The organism is Streptomyces sp. NPDC026394, from assembly GCF_055567735.1.
Genome location: NZ_JBVHPX010000005.1, coordinates 173,399 through 189,978, shown reverse-complemented (window position 1 = coordinate 189,978; position 16,580 = coordinate 173,399). Strand labels below are relative to the sequence as shown.

Here is a 16,580-nt window from a genome sequence, read left to right as displayed (position 1 = left end):
TGGGGTGCTGTCCTGGTCAGACGTGCCGGCCTGGCGCGGCGTGCTGTCCTGGCTTGGCGCGTTCTTCCGATGAGGCGTGCTGTCCTGAGTAGTCACGACGGCGTCCCTACCCGGCGGCCCACGGCCGGATGCCCGGCAGCGGGCCCGGCAGTGCCCCGGCAGCGGTCCCGCGGTGCCCCGGCCGGTCAGGTGCGCGGCAGTGTCCTGCGTCTGCCCCGGTGAGGAGGAGGTGGTGCGGGATGTACCCACCGAAGGACTTCGACATCGGCTGGCCGGATCTCGCGTACGGGATGGCGGCCTGCGGGCGGGGCGGAGACGCCGAGCGGTGGGCGGCCACCGTGGAACGGCGGTTCGGGGACGGTGGTACGGGCGGGAGCGCGCAGGACGCGGGCGGGAGCGGGAACCGGTGCCTGGCGACGCTGTCGGTACGCAGTGCGCTGGACCTGGCGCTGCGTGCCGCCGCGCTGCCCCGTGGCAGTGAGGTGCTGATGTCCGCCGTCACGATTCCCGACATGTGGCGGATCGTGACGGAACACGGGCTGGTGCCGGTCCCGGTGGACCTGGACGCGAGCACCCTGCTGCCCACCGCCGGGCAGTGGGAGGCGGCCGCCACCCCGCGCACGAAGGCCGTCGTCGTCGCTCATCTCCTCGGCACCCAGGCGCCGCTGGGGTCCCTGACGGAACTGGCCGCGCGGCGCGGCTGGCTGCTGGTCGAGGACTGCGCCCAGGCGTACAGCGGCCCGGACTTCCGGGGCGATCCGGGCGCGGACGTGTCCCTGTTCAGCTTCGGCCCGATCAAGACCGCCACCGCGCTGGGCGGCGCGGTGGCGGTGGTCCGCGACCCCGGTCTGCTGACGGCCATGCGCGCGCTGCACCAGGAGTGGCCGGTACAGCGACAGGACGCGCAGGCCCGCCGGGTCGCCAAGTACGCCCTGCTGGCGCTGCTCACCACGCGGCCGGTCTACACCGGGGTCCTGGCGGCAGCCGGAGCGCTGGGCCGCGACCACACGAGCGGCCTCCAGGACACAGTGGGCGCCTTCGCCGGTACGGACCTCATGCCCGCGATCCGGCACCGCCCGAGCGCCGCGCTGCTCGCCCTGATGGACCGGCGGCTGCGCACCACGGACACCACGCGGGCGGTGAACCAGCGGGCGGCGACGGCACGGCGGCTGGTGGCGCGGCTGCGCGATCCGTCGCTGGTGTACGGCGCGGGCGCGCCCGTACACACGTACTGGCTGTGTGCCGTGCCCACCCCGGACCCCACTGCGACGACGGCCCGTCTGCGGTCCGCGGGCTTCGACGCGGCACGGCCGACCTCTCTGGCCGCGGTGCCGGCACCGCCCGACCGCCAGCAGGGCGCGCGAACGGCGGCGCACCTCGTACGCCAAGCCGTGTGCCTGCCGCTGCGTACCGGTATGCCGGAGCGCGCGCTGGACCGGATGGCGGCCGTGCTCGAACCGGAGGCGTGGGGGCATGCCCAGCAGGACCGAAGCCGGTCCCTTACGGGCGCCGGGCCCAGAACAGCGCATGGCCTCCGGTGCCTTCCGGTACGAACGCCTCGCCGTCCACGGTGAGCCCGGCCGCGGTGATCCACGCCCGGTAGGTGTCCGCGCCGGGATGGCTCCACCACATGGTGGCTCCGGCGCCGAGCCAGTTCTTTTCGGTGCCCGTCCAGGCCCCGTGACCGGCGACGGCGAGCAGGGTGCCGCCGGGCCGCAGCCAGCCGGCGATGCGGGAGAGCAGGGCCGGCTGCTCGTCGAGCGGCAGGTGGATGAGCAGGTAGAGGCAGACGACGGCGTCGAAGGAAGCGTCGGGGAGGTCCAGGCCGGCCGCGTCGGCACGGTGGAAGGTGGCGTGCGGCACGAGGCCACGGGCCCGCCGGACCTGCACCTCGCTCAGGTCCACTCCGGTCACCGCATGGCCGGCGGCGCTCAGGGACCGCGCGACGGGGACTCCGCACCCGCACCCGAGGTCGAGCACGTCGGCCCGGCCGGGCAGCCGGTCGAGCAGGGCGGCGATCCAGGGGACGTACGTGTCGGGTCCGGCGTCGTCGGCACGGTAGGCGTACGAGACGGCGTCGTAACCGCGCCGGACCATGTCTTTGGGGGCTTCGGTCACGGGGACGGACGGTAGGGCACGGTCAGGGCCGCGGACGAACGCTTTTCCGGTACACCGAGCACAGCAGCTGGGTCTTGGCCGGGCCACCCACCCGCCAGCGCAGGTGCCACTCCCCCGGCGAGACGACGGTGAACTCGCCGTCGTAGAGGTCGGCGGCGCAGGGGTGGCGGGTGGTCCAGTGGCCGGTGCGCAGGTCGAGGTCGTGGAAGGGCCGTCCGTCGGCGAACGTGACGTCGGCGGTGCCGTCCGGGCGCGGGCACAGGCGCAGGGTGCGGGTGGCGGGGGCGGTGGTGCCGTTCCAGGTCAGCTCGCCCTCCTCCACGTGCAGCAGCGCACCGGGCGCGGTCCCGTCCGCGGTGCCTTCCGGGCCTTCCGGCCGGAAGTGCGCCGTGCCGCGGTAGGTCCCCTGCGTACCGGTACGGACGTCCAGCACCGTACGGTCGACCGTCCACCGGCCGGCGAGGTACGCGGCGGCGTCGGGGACCGGGTACGGGCCGCCGGGTACGGTCGCGGCGTCGGGCTCTGTGGGCATGCGGCCATTGTCCCCGGCGGCGCCCCGCCCCCAGCTTCCGGCCGCTCCGGGCCGCGCGGAGCCGCGCGGAATGGCGGTGCGTGCGCGCGTGCCCGGTCAGTAGGGTGCCGCGGGGCCGGGGTGCCTTCCGGCCCGGACGACGGCGACGTGCACGAACGAGGAGACGGTGTGAGCACAGTGGACGGCGGGCCCGGGACGCGCCGCGCGCGGCAGGTGCTGATCTTTGACGCCGACGACACGTTGTGGGAGAACAACGTGATCTTCGAGCGGGTCATCGAGGAGTTCCTGACCTGGCTGGACCACCCGGAGCTGGGCCGGGACGGCGTACGGGCCCTGCTGGACGAGATCGAGGCCGCCAACGCCGTGGTGCACGGCTACGGCAGCAAGGTGTTCCTGCGCAGCCTCGGCGAGTGTGTGCGGCGGGTACGGCTGCGGGAGGCCGGCGAGGCGGAGCTGGCGCGGATCGCGGGCTGGGCGCGGGCCTTCGAGGCGGACGAGGTGGAGCTGATCCCCGGCGTGGCCGAGACCCTGGCGGAGCTGGCCGGGCGGCACGAACTGCTGATGCTGACGAAGGGGGACGCGGCGGAGCAGCGTGCGAAGGTGACGGCGTCCCGGCTGGCCCACCACTTCCGCGGGGTGCACATCGTGCCGGAGAAGAACACCGGCACGTACGAGGAACTGGTCCGGACGTGCGCGCTGTCGCCGACGGACACCTGGATGATCGGCAACTCCCCCAAGTCGGACATCCTGCCGGCCCGGCAGGCCGGCCTGAACGCGGTGTTCATCCCGAACGACCACACCTGGGTGCTGGAGCACGGCGTCCTCGACCCGGCCGACGAACAGGTGCTCCACCTGAAGACGTTCACCGAGCTGCTGCGGCACTTCTGAGCGGCAAGGCCGGGGACCGTACCGTCCCGGACGGCGCGCGGCGACGATGCCGCACGCCGCCCGTGGCGGTCACATCGGGCCGGTGTCCTTCAGCTCGCCGTCCAGGGCGAGCCAGCGGGTGATTCCGATCTCGCGGAGGAACGCCATGTCGTGGCTGACCACGATCAGGGCGCCCCGGTACGACTCCAGCGCCGTGACGAGCCGGCGCACCGAGGCGATGTCCAGGTTGTTCGTCGGCTCGTCGAGCATCAGCAACTGGGGCGCGGGCTCGGCCAGCATCAGGGCCGCGAGGGCCGCACGGAAGCGTTCGCCGCCGGAGAGGGTGCCGGCCTGCTGGTCGGCGCGGGCGCCCTTGAACAGGAAGCGCGCCAGGCGGGCCCGTACCTGGTTGGCGGTGGCGTCCGGGGCGAACCGGGCGACGTTCTCGGCGACGGTCAGCCCGTCGTCGAGGATGTCCAGCCGCTGCGGCAGGAAGCGGTGCGGCACGTGGATCTCCGCCTCGCCCTCCTCCGGCGGGATCTCGCCCGCCAGGGTCCGCAGCAGCGTGGTCTTGCCGGAGCCGTTGCGGCCGGTGAGCGCCACCCGTTCCGGGCCGCGCAGCTCGATGTCGGCGGACGCGCCGTAGCGGACACGCAGGCCCCGCAGGGTCAGCACGGCGCGCCCCGGCGGCACTTCGGTGTGCGGCAGGTCGACCCGGATCATGTCGTCGTCCCGTACCGCGTCGGCGGCCTCGTCCAGCTTCTCCCTGGCCTCCTTGAGTTTCTCGGTGTGCAGGATGCGGTGCTTGCCGGCCGAGACCTGGGCCGCGGCCTTGCGCTGGTTCATGATGATCTTCGGCTCGCGCTTCTGGACGTACATCTTGTGGGCGTACCGGGCCCGGCGGGCCAGTTTGACGTGCGCGTCGGCCAGTTCGCGTTTCTGGCGGGCCACATCGGCCTCGGCGACCCGCAGCATGCGCCCGGCCGCCTCCTGTTCGACGGCGAGGGCCTGTTCGTAGGCGCTGTAGTTGCCGCCGTACCAGTGGACTTCGCCGCCGCGCAGATCGGCGATCCGGTCCACGAGGCCGAGCAGTTCCCGGTCGTGGCTGACCACGATCATGACGCCGGGCCAGCCCGCCACCGCGGCGTACAGTCTGCGGCGGGCGGCCAGGTCGAGATTGTTGGTCGGCTCGTCCAGCAGCAGCACGTCGGGGCGGCGCAGCAGCAGCGCGGCCAGCCGCAGCAGGACCGACTCGCCGCCGGACACCTCGCCGATGGTGCGGTCGAGGTCGATGGAGTGCAGGCCGAGCTGGTCGAGGGTGGCGCGGGCGCGCTCCTCCACGTCCCAGTCGTCGCCCACGGCGGTGAAGTTGGCCTCGTCGGCGTCTCCGTTCTCGATGGCGTGCAGGGCGGCGCGGGTCTCGGCGATGCCGAGGGCCGCGTCCACCCGCAGGCCGGTGTCCAGGGCGGCGTTCTGCGGCAGGTAGCCGACCTCGCCGGCCACTTTCACGGAGCCTTCGGACGGCTGGAGCCGGCCGGCGAGGAGTTCCAGCAGGGTGGACTTGCCGGACCCGTTCACGCCGATCAGGCCGGTACGGCCGGGGCCGACGGTCAACTGGAAGTCCTCCAGGACGGAAGTGCCGTCGGGCCAGGCGAAGCCGAGGCCGGAGCAGACGACGGAGGCGGCGGCCGGAGTGCCGGAAGAGGCAGAAGAGGTGGTCATACAGGTCTCCTCGGTGCGCGGCGAAGGTACGGGGACGGCGCGGGAGACACCACGGGACGGTCCACGAGAGCCGGGCGGCGGCACCGAGCGGTGCGCCGGGGCGGAGGGGGCGGGCCGGTGACACGGATCGCCGAGGTCGCGGACAGGGGCGCACGGCGGGTGCCGGGCGCGCTCTGCGCGCGCTGTCGCACCTCGCGCCGTGGGCGCGGTGTCTCAGGACCTCAGACGAGCAACGGCCTTCTCCTGTCGACGGCAGTGGGAACGGGAAGAACGGTACGAGGGGCGCCGCCGAGACGGCAACGCAATTTTCGATGCGTTCGGCGGCGCGGCGCGCTCACACCGCAGCCCGTGCCCGGCCCACGACCGCTCCGGCCGTACGTCCGTCCGTCCCCCGCCCGTCACCCCACCGCGCGCAGCCGCACCCGCGCCGGACCGGCCGCCTGCAAGGTGATCCCCGCGGTGAGCGGCACGTCCCGGTCCACCGCCGTCAGCTCGTACGAGCGCAGCAGGACCGCCGCCGCCAGCACGGACTCCAGCATCGAGAAGTGCTGTCCGATGCAGGCCCGCGGGCCGCCGCCGAAGGGGAACCACGCGTAGCGGTGGCGCGCCGCCTCGCGCTCCGGTGTGAACCGCAGCGGGTCGAAGCGTTCCGGGTCCTCCCACAGGTCCGGGTGCCGGTGGGTCACCCAGGGCGAGACGATCACGTCGGCGCCGTCCGGGATGCGGTACCCGCCGATCTCGGTGGCCGCGACTCCGCGCCGGCTGACCACCGGCGCCGCCGGGTACAGCCGCATCGCCTCCTTGAGGGCCATGGTCAGCCGCGGCAGCCGGTCCAGGTCGGCGGCCTCGGGGTCGCGCCCCGCCAACACGGTGTCGATCTCCTCCCGTACCAGCGCCTGTTCTCCGGGGTGCCGGGCGAGCAGGTGGAGGGTGAAGGCCAGCGAGGTCGCGGTCGTCTCGTGCCCGGCCAGCAGGAAGACCAGCACCTGTTCGCGGATCTCGGTGGCGTCCAGGCCGCCGTCCCCCGCGGTGCCCGCGCGGGTGAGGAGCGAGAGGAGGTCCGTGCCCTCGCCGTCGCCGGACGTCCCGGCGGCCCGCCGGCCGGCGGCGATGCCGTCGCAGACGGCGTTCAGCTCGGCCGTCGCGGCGGCGGCCTTCCGGTTGGCGGGGGTGGGCCAGTGGCGGGGCAGGTTGCGGGGCGAGAAGCCGCGCCGCACCACATACTTGTTGATCACCGGGAAGCAGCGGTGCACGGTGGCGACCGCGGCCTCCACGTCCGTACCGAACAGGATGCGGGAGACGGTGCGCAGCGCGAGCCGGTTCATCTCGCCCACCAGGTCGACGGTGCCGCCGGCCGGGGTACGCCAGCGGTCGGCGACGGCCTGCGCCTCGGACGCCACGGCCTGTGCGTACCCGTCCACCCGGCGCTTGGTGAACAGCGGCTGCACAATACGGCGTTGACGCAGGTAGTCGGCGTCCTGACTGGTCAGCAGGCCGTTGCCGAAGGACTGCCGGACCTCTTCGTAGAACGGGTGGTCCTTGCGGAAGTTCGCCGCCCCGGACGCCAGGACCTGCTGGCTGCCCTCGGGCGAGAAGACCGCGTGGAAGACGCTGCGCAGGCCGGGCGGCCCGGCCACGAAGCGGACGATGTCGCCGTGTTCGCGCCGGGCGCGCGTGAACGTGTCGAGGGTGGACCGCCGCAGGTCGAACATCGAGCCCAGGAACGGGACTCCCTTGGGGCCCGGTATGGGCGGGGCGGGGTGCGTCGTGGAGGTCATGGGGGCGATACCTACCCCGCGTAGCATGGGCCGAATGATCAATAAGCGTTCCGGCCGCGCGCCCGCCGAAACCCCGTGCCGCGTCACCGTCTGCCGCGGTTGCTGCTGCGGCGATCCGCGCAAGGTCCCGGGCGTGGACCACGCGGCGCAGATACCCCGGCTGCGGGCCGCGCTGGCGGGCGCGGCCGAGGTCCGCGCCTCGGACTGCCTGGACGTCTGCGACCAGGCCAACGTCGTGGTGGTCCAGCCGTCCCGCGCGGGCCGGGCCGCGGGCGGACGCCCGGTGTGGCTGGGCCTGGTCAACGACGACGGGGCGCTGGACGACGTCGCCGCCTGGATCAAGGCCGGCGGCCCCGGTGTCGCGGAACCGCCGGGGGTGCTGGACCTGTACACGTTCACCGTGTCGCGCCGGGTGCGGGAGGCGCTGGAGGACTGAGGGCCGGTGACTCAGCGGCCGAGGGGGTACGGCGCGCGGGTGGCATCCGCCGGGAAGCCGCCGCCGAGCGCCGGACTCCCGCCGCGAAACGCCGGACAACCGCCGCGGAACACGGGCGTCGGCCGGACACCCGCCCCTCCCCGGCGGCCCGCTGCGGCATGATGGCGATCATGACGGATGAACGTTGGCCGGAGGCGGCAGAGGTGGCCCGGCTGGCCCAGGACGCCGTTCCCGGCGCGGCCGCGGCCGATGTCCGGCCCGTCGGCGAGGGCGGCGATCACGCGTCCTGGTGGGTGGGGCCGGACCATGTGGCCCGGTGCGCGCTGGACCGGGGCGGCTCGGAACGGCTGCGCCGGGAGGTCGCGGTGCGCGAGCTGATCGGGGACCGGGTCGGTGTGCCGGTGCCGGTCAGTGTGGCGAGCGGTGATTGGGCGCGCGGGCGCGCCTTCACCCTGGACACCCGGCTGGGCGGGGTCTCCGCGGAACTGCGCCCGGTGACAGCGGCGGGCGAGGCCGAGCTGGCGCGGCTGCTCGTCCTGCTCGCCGAGGTGCCGGTGGCGGCCGCCGAGGCGCTGGGTGTGCCGCCGGAGGCGCCGCGCAACATGCCGGGGCTGCTGCGCCGCGCGACGGCGGCGGCGGAGGCGGTCGCCGCGCGCGGCGAGTTCGCGTCCGGCCTGCTGCCGAGGCTGCGCGTGCCAGGGGCGCAGAGCGCCACGGCACCCGGCACGCTGGTGCACAACGACCTCAAGGGAGAGCATCTGCTCGTCGCCGAGGACGGCCGGATCAGCGGCGTGCTGGACTGGACGGACGCGGTGACCGGCGACCCCGCCGAGGACGTCGCGGGCCTCGCGATCTCGGTCGGCGCGGTGGCCGCCGTACGGATCGCGGAGGCCGCGGGATTCGACCGCGGCGGGTGCGCCCGCGCGCTGCAACTGGCCCGCTGCGACACGCTGACGCTCCTCTCCGACCGGCTCCGCGGCATCGACGACAGTCCGCTGCCGTTGCTGCGCGCGCAACTGCGGCGCGCGTGGGAGCCGACGCCGCTCGACGGGCCGGACGGAGCCTGAGGACCCCGCCGCCGGCCCGCTTCACCCACCTGTCGGACCGCTCACCTCCCCTGAGCGTGGCAGGGCCCGCCCGCGCCGCTCTCCCGGGGCAGGTCCAGTGTCGGGTTCCGGTCGAAGAACCCGGTCGGCCGGAGGGTGAAGCCGCAGCGGTCGACCGGCATGACCGGCCAGTCCTCCAGGCGCGGCAGGTGGGTCGGCCCGAAGCAGTGCCAGAGGGTGAGGGCGGTGTTCTCCAGGGACTCGCCGGGGCGTGACCACTCGGGGACGCCGGCGCCCCCGGGGTGCTGGTTGGGGTAGTCACCGTCCGGGTAGCGGCGGCCGGGCGCGCTCCGGGTGATCCACAGGTGCTTGGCGGCGTAGGCGACCCGGGCGGCGACCGCGGAGCCGGGCTGCGCGAGGAGCGGCGGGCCGGACGGCTGCGGGGTCAGGGTGTAGGCGACGGGCTGTCCGGTGCGGTTGCGGGCGGTGGGGTTGGTGATGCGCCAGCGGCGGCCGACGGCCGGGTCGGCCAGCCGTCCGGCCTCCCCGGAGTCGGTGACGGGGGTGGCGCGCACGGTGAAGGCGTTGCCGTTGGGGTTGTCGGGGCCCATGGGAATCCGGACGATGTCGACCTCCTCCACCGTGTTCGCGTGGCCGTCCACCGCCGGGTCCAGCCGGGCGCAGAACAGGTGCTGGTGGTACGGGGCCTGGAGGCCGGGGGCGATCTCGGTGGCGTACGGGGAGACCGTGCCCGGCTCGGAGGCCGAGGTCTGCACCAGGCCGGTGGACTTGACCTCGAACTCGATGCCGCCGTCCTGGTACAGGTACCAGGAGAAGCCGTAGTCGTAGTTGCCGAGCGTGGCGACGCACGAGACGACCAGGCGGCGGGAGCGGCGGCTCTCGGCGGAGAACCCGCTGAACATGTTGGTGTGCTTCCACAGGAGGCCGTGGTCCTCCTCGTGGATGCAGACGGCGTTGGGCAGCGTCTGCGGCATCCCGTGGTCGTCGGGGAGGACCGCGTCCACGTACCGGATCTCGCCGAGGCAGTCGCAGCCCAGCCGCAGCGCGTTGGCGTTGCGGCCGAGGGTGTACTCGCCGACGTCCAGGTAGCAGATCCAGTTGCGGTCCGCGCCGGGGTCGGCGTACGGGACGGCCATCTCGGCGAGCGAGGCGCGGTGCAGTACGGGCCGTACGCGGTCGCCGTCGCGGTAGGACAGTTCGTGCAGCACCAGGCCCTCGCGGGAGTTGAAGTCCAGCCGCAGTGACCAGTTCTGCCAGGTCAGGCGGTGTCCGTCCAAGGTGAAGGAGGGGCCGTCGGGCTGGCTGATCTCCAGGGCCTTCAGGTCGGTGCGCGCGGGGCCGTTGAACTCCGCCTCGTAGCGCCCGCATGCGGCGGGCACCGGCACCGCTCCGGTGTCGATCAGCCGGACGACCCGCCGCTCGGTCAGGTCCACGTCGGCGACCAGGCCGCCCACCGGGTGGGCGAAGGGGTTGTCGGCCGTCTCGCAGCGCAGGAACGTCAGCGAGCGCAGCATCCGGCGCCCGGTCTCCTCGGCCCGGCCGAAGTTGCCGGCCGCCAGCGGCGCGCAGACGGCGAGCGAGGTGTCGGTGATGCCGCGCTCGGCCATGGCCTTGCGCCAGCCCGGGTCGGCCTTGACGATCTCGTCGCAGCGTTCGTACTCCTCGAAGAGGACCGGCGGCTGGCCGTCCGCCGCCGGGTCCAGCGGGCGGTGGGCGAGCAGGACGCGGGCGCTGACGTCCACGACCGCTTCGGCGGCGGCACCGGTCGCGGTGTCCAGGAGGGTCACGCGCAGCCGGCGGACGACCGGGGCGCCGGGGCGGTGGGCGGCGACGGTGTGCCGGTCCGGCTCGTCCAGCAGGACGAGCGGGAACCGGGTGGTGTCCCCCACCAGGCCCGCGCCGTGCAGGACGTCGCGGGCCGCGGTGATCTCGTCGGCGGTGAGCGGGTCGAGGGGGTGCGGGTCCGGGGCGTGCGGGTCGGGAGGACGGGGAGCGGGCGGCTGCGGTTCCGGCGTGCTGTGTGCCATCGGTCAGCTCTCCTCACGCGGGGACGACGGGGACGACGTACTCGCCGCCTTCTCCAGTTGAAACGCTTCGTTGCCCAGACCGATACGGGCGTGCACCTGCGGCCGCCGGGCGCGCAGGACGCGCCCGTATCCGAGTCCGACCAGCGCCGCCAGCCCGATGACCCCGGGCAGCACCCAGGTCAGCGCCGAGCCCTCCGCCGCGCTGACCAGGACGCCGAAGTCCTTGACGGCGTAGACCAGTACGGTCAGCAGCGCCAGCGCGGCCAGTCCGGCGGCCAGCAACCGCCCGGCCTGCGCCCGCCCCGCTCCGCGCCGTACGAAGAACGCGATGACGGCGACGGACGCGGTGGCCATCAGCACGATCACGCCGAGCGCGCCCACGTTGCCGCCCCAGGTGAACAGCTTCAGCACGGGGGTGGTGGGATCGCCGTCCGGAGTGCGGTCGGTGAGCGCGAAGGCGCCCACGACGAGCAGCGAGATGACGGACTGGAGCAGCGAGCCGAGCGCCGGGGCCCCGCTGGACCTGGCGGTACGGCCGAGCGCGGCCGGCAGCAAACCCTCGCGGCCCATCGCGAAGGCGTAGCGGGCCACCACGTTGTGGAAGCTGAGCATCGAGGCGAAGATGCCGGTCACGAAGAAGAGGTGCAGGAGGTCGGTGAACGTGCCGCCGAGCCGCGGGCCGGTGAGGGCGAAGATCAGGCCGGGTCCCTCCTTGCCCGCCGTACCGACGACGTGGTCCGGGCCGGTGGCGACACCGATCAGCCAGGAGCTGAGCGCGAAGAAGACCGCGACGAAGCCGACGGCGAGGAACATCACCCGCGCCACGACCGTCTGCGGCCGGCTGGTCTCCTCGGCGTAGACGGGGGCCTGTTCGAAGCCGACGAACGCGGCGACGGCGAAGCACAGCGCGGTGCCCAGGCCCGCGCCGCCGAGGGTGGCCGGGTCGAAGGCGTGCAGCGACAGGCCCTGCGGCCCGGGTGCGGCGGCGAAGGCGATGTCGAAGACGGCGATCAGGACGACCTCGGCGGCGAGCAGCACCCCCAGCACCTTGGCGTTCAGGTCGATCTTCAGCGCGCCGAGCACACCGATCAGGGCGACGCCGAGCAGCGCGGGCACCCACCAGGAGACGGTGACACCGAAGTACTGGTGCAGCAGCCCGGTCACCTCGAAGCCGAAGATGCCGTAGATGCCGAACTGCAGGGCGCTGTACGCGGCGAGCGCGACGAAGGAGGCGCCGGCACCCGCCGTGCCGCCGAGGCCGCGCGCGATGTACGCGTAGAAGGCACCGGCGTTGTGCACGTGCCGGCTCATCTCCGCGTAGCCGACGCTGAACAGCGCCATCACCACACCCAGGATGACGAAGAGCAGCGGCTGCCCGACGATGCCCATGACCTGGTACGTGGTGACCATGACACCGGCCACCACCATCAGGGGCGCGCTCGCGGCCAGCACGGACAGCAGCAGCCCCGCGGTGCCGATGCGGCCGGCCCGCAGGGCCCGCTCCTGCCCCTTGAAGGTGCTGATCTCCCCTGGACCGCCGGGACTTCCGGCACGTCCCGTGCGGTACGTGCGTCCCTGGTTGCCCTTGTTACCCGTACTGCTCGTCAGCATGGCGCGGAGGTGTCCTTTCCGTGGAGCGCGGAGGCGGGGGTGCGCGTCGTGCGTGGTGCGTGGTGCGGGTGGTGCTGCGTACGTCGTGCCGGCGGTGCTGCGTGGTGCCGGTGGTGCAGTGTGCGTGGTGCGTGCGCCGGGTGGGCCGGGCGCCGGGGTCAGGCGGTGCGGAAGGCCGTGGCGCGGGCCGCCTTGAACGCCTTGCGGGCATCCCGGTCGGGGTAGGACCAGGGGGCGGCGGTGACGTGCGGGCCGATGCGGTGGAAGAGCGCGGCGGCCTCCGCCATCCGCCCCTCGTGGTACTTGGCGTGCGCGAGGAAGTTGAGATCCACCTTGCGGCGCGGGTGGTCCTCGCCCTCCCACTCCAGCCACCAGTCGAAGGCCGCCTTCATGACCTGACGGGCGCGGCGGGTGGACCAGTGGCCGGAGGCGGCCGGATCCGCCGGTTCGAGACCGGCGGCGGCCAGGGCGCGGTAGCGCTCGGCGTGGGCGACGACGGGCAGGATCGCCAGCGGCGAGTCGGCGGGGGCCTGTTCGGCGGCCCAGTACGCGAAGTCGTAGACCTGGTGCAGCGGGTCGTCGGCGCCGTTCTGCCGCTGCTCGGCCAGGCAGGCGGCCATCAGGTGGTGGGCGTGGTGGTGGTCGGGGTGCCGGGCCCGCACCTGGTCGAAGGCGTGCTCGCGTTCGTCGGGGGTGCCGGTGCGGCGGGCGAGAATCAGCAGGCCGAGCCACGGGGTCGGGTCGCGGGGCGCCATGGCGGCGGCGAGCCGGCAGGCTTCGCGCGCTGCGTCCTGGTCGCTCCGGCCGCGCAGCGCCTGGAAGACCAGGGCGCAGGCCAGCAGGGCGGCGGCATCGGCGCTGTCCGGTTCGGCGAGACGCCAGTCACCGGCCCAGGCGGCGCTGGCCGCGCCTTCGGCGAGCACCACCAGCCGGTGGCCCCGCAGGTCCCAGTCCGTACCGGTGTCGGCCAGCAGGGTCCGTACCCGGACCCAGCGCCCGTGCGCCAGGGCGTCCACGGAGGCGGCGAGTTGGACGTCGTCCAGGGCCGGGTCGAGGACCGGCGCGTCCTTGCGGCGGGACCGGCCCAGCGGCAGGGGTGGCGGAGGGGTCACGGGCAGGAACACTCCACGACGCGCTTCACCTCCGGACGCGCCACATCCCGGACGCGTGTGAGCAGAATCGGTGCACTGATCGACACCAAAAGGTCACGCACAGCAAACCGGCCGACACAGCTTCGCGTCAAGGCGGTTCGAAGAATGACCGAAAAGCCAACTCCCTTGCACGTCAACACACTTGTCAACAAGCAGCGGGGCGCGGCGGCCCGGTGGACCGCCGCGCCGGGAGAGCCGGGAAAGCACCGCCGCTCCGCCGGACCGGGGCCCGGCGGAGCGGCGGCAGGGGATCAACCGTCAGGCCGCGCATCCGCCGTCCGGCATCGGACGGAGCGAGCTCACCGACCTGTCGAATTCATTGGTGAGGTTCGTGCCGGAACCAGGGCCGACAATCTTGAATTCGCCCTTGTAATTCTCGTCGCGGTACAGACACCAGTCGTCCGAGGTCCTGTTGAACACACTTCGAGCCTTGTCGTTCCAACCGGGAGTATTGCGGAGGTCGGCGACAGCGTCGTGGACTTCCAGCTTGGCGCCCACGCCGCCATGCTCCTGGAACAGGCAGACAGATTCATCAGCGCATTCGTACGGAGTTGCAGCCATCACGGTCTGCGGCGCCGCAGCCACCAGAAATCCTGCGGCCGCCGCGACAGCCAGCCCCTTTGTGGACATGACAATCCAGCGCATGGTTTTTCTTCCCTTCTGGCAAGAAACTTTGAATGTCCTTCGAACCAGCGAAGCGGGCAAACGTCAGGGCCATGCGATCGGACACGGAATCCCGCCCCTACCGAAAGGCCCCGCCCCCTTCCAGAACGAGCGTATGGCGCCGGACAAAAGCAGGAAACACCCGCGAGAGTGAATCGCCGCAAACCTGGGCAGTGATATCTTTTTGAGACTGCTGAAATGACGACAGGAGTCCGCCGTGGGCGACACGAAGCATGTGGTCATGCGCCTGAAGGACGTGCACTGCATCAACACCGAGGACATCACCGGCGCCGACGACTTCTATGTCGCGGGCGGCGGCGGGACGGGCCCCGAGTCGGGGCGTCGGCACACGGCCGTCCTGACGAAACCGATCAAGATCAACGACAACGACCGCAAACAGTTCCCGGACGCCGAGTCGGTGATCTTCGAGGGCGATGTGAAGACGAGCGATTTCGTGGAGGTCGCCCTTCAGTTCTTCGACGAGGACTTCAACGCGGAGAAAGATTTCGACGCCAAGTACCAGGCGCTGACGGCATCACTGGTGGCCGGCATCGGTACGGCGGTCGGTGCGGTCGCCACACCCGCGGCGGGAGCCGTGGCGGCGGCGATCCTCACCGCGACGGTCCCGGCGCTGGCGAAGGTGCTCGACACCATCGACAAGGACGACGTTCTCGGCACCGTGGAAAAGCGCGTCGCCGTCAAGGACCTCCAGACCGGCCGAAACGGCCCGTGGACCTGGAAGCTCACGAACAAGAACCCGGTGATTCATGAAGGCGTGCCGTCCAGCGCGCAGTCGAACGTGCCGGGATTCAGCGACTGGGAATACGCCGTGCGGTACGAGATCGACGTGACCTGAACCCGTTCCCGGCACTCGGCCCCGGCACTCGGCTCCTCCGTATTCAGCCCACCGCCTTGGCCGCCGCCCGGCCCGCGGTGCGTCCCGAGAAGATGCAGCCGCCCAGGAAGGTGCCTTCCAGCGACCGGTAGCCGTGCACGCCACCGCCACCGAAGCCCGCCGCCTCCCCCGCCGCGTACACGCCCGGCAGCGGTTCGCCGCCCTCGGTCAGCACCCGTGAGGACAGGTCGGTCTCCAGGCCGCCGAGCGTCTTGCGAGTGAGGATGTTCAGCCGTACGGCGATCAGCGGGCCGGCCTTCGGGTCCAGCAGCCGGTGCGGTGACGCGGTGCGGATCAGCCGGTCACCCAGGTACTTGCGTGCCCCGCGCACGGCGGTGACCTGGAGGTCCTTGGTGAAGGAGTGGGCGATCTCGCGGTCGCGCGCGACGATCTCGCGGCGCAGCGCGGCCTCGTCGAGCAGCGGTTTCCCGGTGAGCTGGTTCATCCGCCGTACGAGATCGCCGAGGGAGCGCTCGACGACGAAGTCCGCACCCCGGTCCATGAACGCCCGCACCGGGCCGGGGGCGCCGGGCAGCGGACGCTTCAGCACGTCCCGGACGCTGCGCCCGGTCAGGTCCGGGTTCTGTTCGGAGCCGGAGAGGGTGAACTCCTTCTCGATGATCTTCTGGGTGAGGACGAACCAGGTGTGGGCGTGGCCGGTCCGCATGATGTGTTCGAGGGTGCCGAGCGTGTCGAAGCCGGGGAAGAGCGGTACCGGCAGCCGTTTGCCGTGCGCGTCCAGCCACAGCGGTGACGGGCCGGACAGGATGCGGATGCCGTGCCGGGGCCAGATGGGGTTCCAGTTGTCGATGCCCTCGGTGTAGTGCCACATGCGGTCCCGGTTGACGATCCGGCCGCCGGCCGCCTCGGTGACGCCCAGCATCAGGCCGTCCACGTGTGCGGGCACCCCGGACAGCAGGTGCTCCGGCGGTGTGCCGAGGCGTGCGGGCCAGTTGGCGCGCACCAGGTCGTGGTTGCCGCCGATGCCGCCCGAGGTGACGATCACGGCCTGGGCGCGCAGCTCGAAGGCGCCGGCCACCTCGCGGCTGCTGGGTGCGCCGCGCCCGGCGTCCGACGGCTCCAGGATCTCTCCGGTGACGGTGTCGACCGTGCCCGCGCTGCGCGCCAGGCCGGTGACGCGGTGCCGGAAGCGCAGCTCCACCAGGCCGCGCGCGACACCGGCCCGCACCCGCCGTTCGAAGGGTTCGACCAGGCCGGGCCCGGTGCCCCAGGTGATGTGGAAGCGCGGTACGGAGTTGCCGTGCCCGGTGGCCTCGTAGCCGCCGCGCTCGGCCCAGCCGACGACCGGGAAGAACCGCACGCCCTGCCGGTGCAGCCAGGGGCGTTTCTCCCCCGCCGCGAAGTCGACGTACGCCTCGGCCCACTTGCGCGGCCAGTGGTCCTCGGGGCGGTCGAAGCCGGCCGCGCCGAGCCAGTCCTGCCAGGCCAGCTCGTGGGTGTCGCGGATGCGCAGCCGCCGCTGCTCGGGCGAGCCGACGAGGAAGAGGCCGCCGAAGGACCAGTGGGCCTGGCCGCCGAGGCCGCTCGCGGGCTCCTGGTCCAGGAGGATCACCTTGCGTCCCGCCTCGGCGAGCTCGGCGGTGGCCGCGAGGCCCGCCAGACCCGCTCCGATCACGATCACATCAGCGTCGTAGGCCATGGCCGCCAGTCTTCTCTCCTCGCCGCGGCGCGCCGGAGGGCCCGGCCGCCATC

General features: G+C 73.0%; 14 protein-coding genes. 5 read left to right on the top strand and 9 right to left on the bottom strand.

Annotated elements, in window-relative coordinates; all coding sequences use genetic code 11:
* Positions 1-239: 239 nt before the first annotated feature.
* Positions 240-1,574, top strand: a complete 1,335-nt coding sequence (locus ACZ4QV_RS14545) for a DegT/DnrJ/EryC1/StrS family aminotransferase (protein ID WP_361587311.1) — start codon at positions 240-242, stop codon at positions 1,572-1,574.
* Here ACZ4QV_RS14545 and ACZ4QV_RS14540 read toward each other — a convergent pair.
* Positions 1,501-2,118, bottom strand: coding sequence for a class I SAM-dependent methyltransferase (locus tag ACZ4QV_RS14540; protein ID WP_361587313.1), 618 nt, complete (start codon positions 2,116-2,118; stop codon positions 1,501-1,503). The genes ACZ4QV_RS14545 and ACZ4QV_RS14540 overlap by 74 nt on opposite strands.
* Before the next feature lie 22 nt (positions 2,119-2,140).
* On the bottom strand, positions 2,141-2,650 hold the full coding sequence (locus ACZ4QV_RS14535) for a DUF6314 family protein (protein ID WP_361154208.1): 510 nt from the start codon (positions 2,648-2,650) through the stop codon (positions 2,141-2,143).
* A gap of 177 nt (positions 2,651-2,827) precedes the next feature.
* Between ACZ4QV_RS14535 and ACZ4QV_RS14530 the strand changes: the two genes are divergently transcribed.
* Positions 2,828-3,538 carry an HAD family hydrolase gene (locus ACZ4QV_RS14530; RefSeq protein WP_361154591.1) on the top strand — a complete coding sequence of 237 codons (711 nt, stop codon included), beginning with the start codon at positions 2,828-2,830 and terminating at the stop codon, positions 3,536-3,538.
* A gap of 69 nt (positions 3,539-3,607) precedes the next feature.
* On the opposite strand, the gene ACZ4QV_RS14525 is transcribed toward ACZ4QV_RS14530, so the two are convergent.
* On the bottom strand, positions 3,608-5,239 hold the full coding sequence (locus tag ACZ4QV_RS14525; protein ID WP_361587315.1) for an ABC-F family ATP-binding cassette domain-containing protein: 1,632 nt from the start codon (positions 5,237-5,239) through the stop codon (positions 3,608-3,610).
* Positions 5,240-5,637: 398 nt separating this feature from the next.
* Complete coding sequence (locus ACZ4QV_RS14520) at positions 5,638-7,017, bottom strand: cytochrome P450 (protein ID WP_467762945.1); 1,380 nt, start codon at positions 7,015-7,017, stop codon at positions 5,638-5,640.
* A gap of 34 nt (positions 7,018-7,051) precedes the next feature.
* Between ACZ4QV_RS14520 and ACZ4QV_RS14515 the strand changes: the two genes are divergently transcribed.
* Both ACZ4QV_RS14515 and ACZ4QV_RS14510 read left to right on the top strand, forming a co-directional pair.
* Positions 7,052-7,453, top strand: coding sequence for a hypothetical protein (locus ACZ4QV_RS14515; RefSeq protein ID WP_030021429.1), 402 nt, complete (start codon positions 7,052-7,054; stop codon positions 7,451-7,453).
* A 170-nt stretch (positions 7,454-7,623) separates the two neighbouring features.
* A complete protein-coding gene (locus ACZ4QV_RS14510; RefSeq protein WP_467762944.1) occupies positions 7,624-8,520 on the top strand; it encodes a phosphotransferase family protein in 897 nt (298 codons plus the stop codon).
* A gap of 41 nt (positions 8,521-8,561) precedes the next feature.
* Here ACZ4QV_RS14510 and ACZ4QV_RS14505 read toward each other — a convergent pair whose 3' ends face one another.
* From ACZ4QV_RS14505 to ACZ4QV_RS14490, 4 genes are all read right to left on the bottom strand, one after another.
* A complete protein-coding gene (locus ACZ4QV_RS14505; protein WP_361587321.1) occupies positions 8,562-10,547 on the bottom strand; it encodes a primary-amine oxidase in 1,986 nt (661 codons plus the stop codon).
* Positions 10,548-10,550: 3 nt separating this feature from the next.
* The gene (locus ACZ4QV_RS14500; RefSeq protein WP_361154221.1) at positions 10,551-12,158 is read right to left on the bottom strand and encodes an APC family permease; all 1,608 of its coding nucleotides are present in this window, start codon (positions 12,156-12,158) and stop codon (positions 10,551-10,553) included.
* A gap of 158 nt (positions 12,159-12,316) precedes the next feature.
* Complete coding sequence (locus ACZ4QV_RS14495) at positions 12,317-13,270, bottom strand: hypothetical protein (RefSeq protein WP_361154223.1); 954 nt, start codon at positions 13,268-13,270, stop codon at positions 12,317-12,319.
* Between the two features lie 297 nt (positions 13,271-13,567).
* Positions 13,568-13,954 carry a peptidase inhibitor family I36 protein gene (locus ACZ4QV_RS14490; protein ID WP_361154226.1) on the bottom strand — a complete coding sequence of 129 codons (387 nt, stop codon included), beginning with the start codon at positions 13,952-13,954 and terminating at the stop codon, positions 13,568-13,570.
* Positions 13,955-14,189: 235 nt separating this feature from the next.
* Between ACZ4QV_RS14490 and ACZ4QV_RS14485 the strand changes: the two genes are divergently transcribed.
* Positions 14,190-14,828 (top strand): hypothetical protein, encoded by a 639-nt coding sequence (locus ACZ4QV_RS14485; protein ID WP_361154229.1) that lies wholly within the window; start codon positions 14,190-14,192, stop codon positions 14,826-14,828.
* Between the two features lie 43 nt (positions 14,829-14,871).
* Here the strand turns inward: ACZ4QV_RS14485 and ACZ4QV_RS14480 are convergent, their stop codons facing one another.
* On the bottom strand, positions 14,872-16,527 hold the full coding sequence (locus tag ACZ4QV_RS14480) for an FAD-binding dehydrogenase (protein ID WP_361154231.1): 1,656 nt from the start codon (positions 16,525-16,527) through the stop codon (positions 14,872-14,874).
* Between the last annotated feature and the right edge of the window lie 53 nt (positions 16,528-16,580).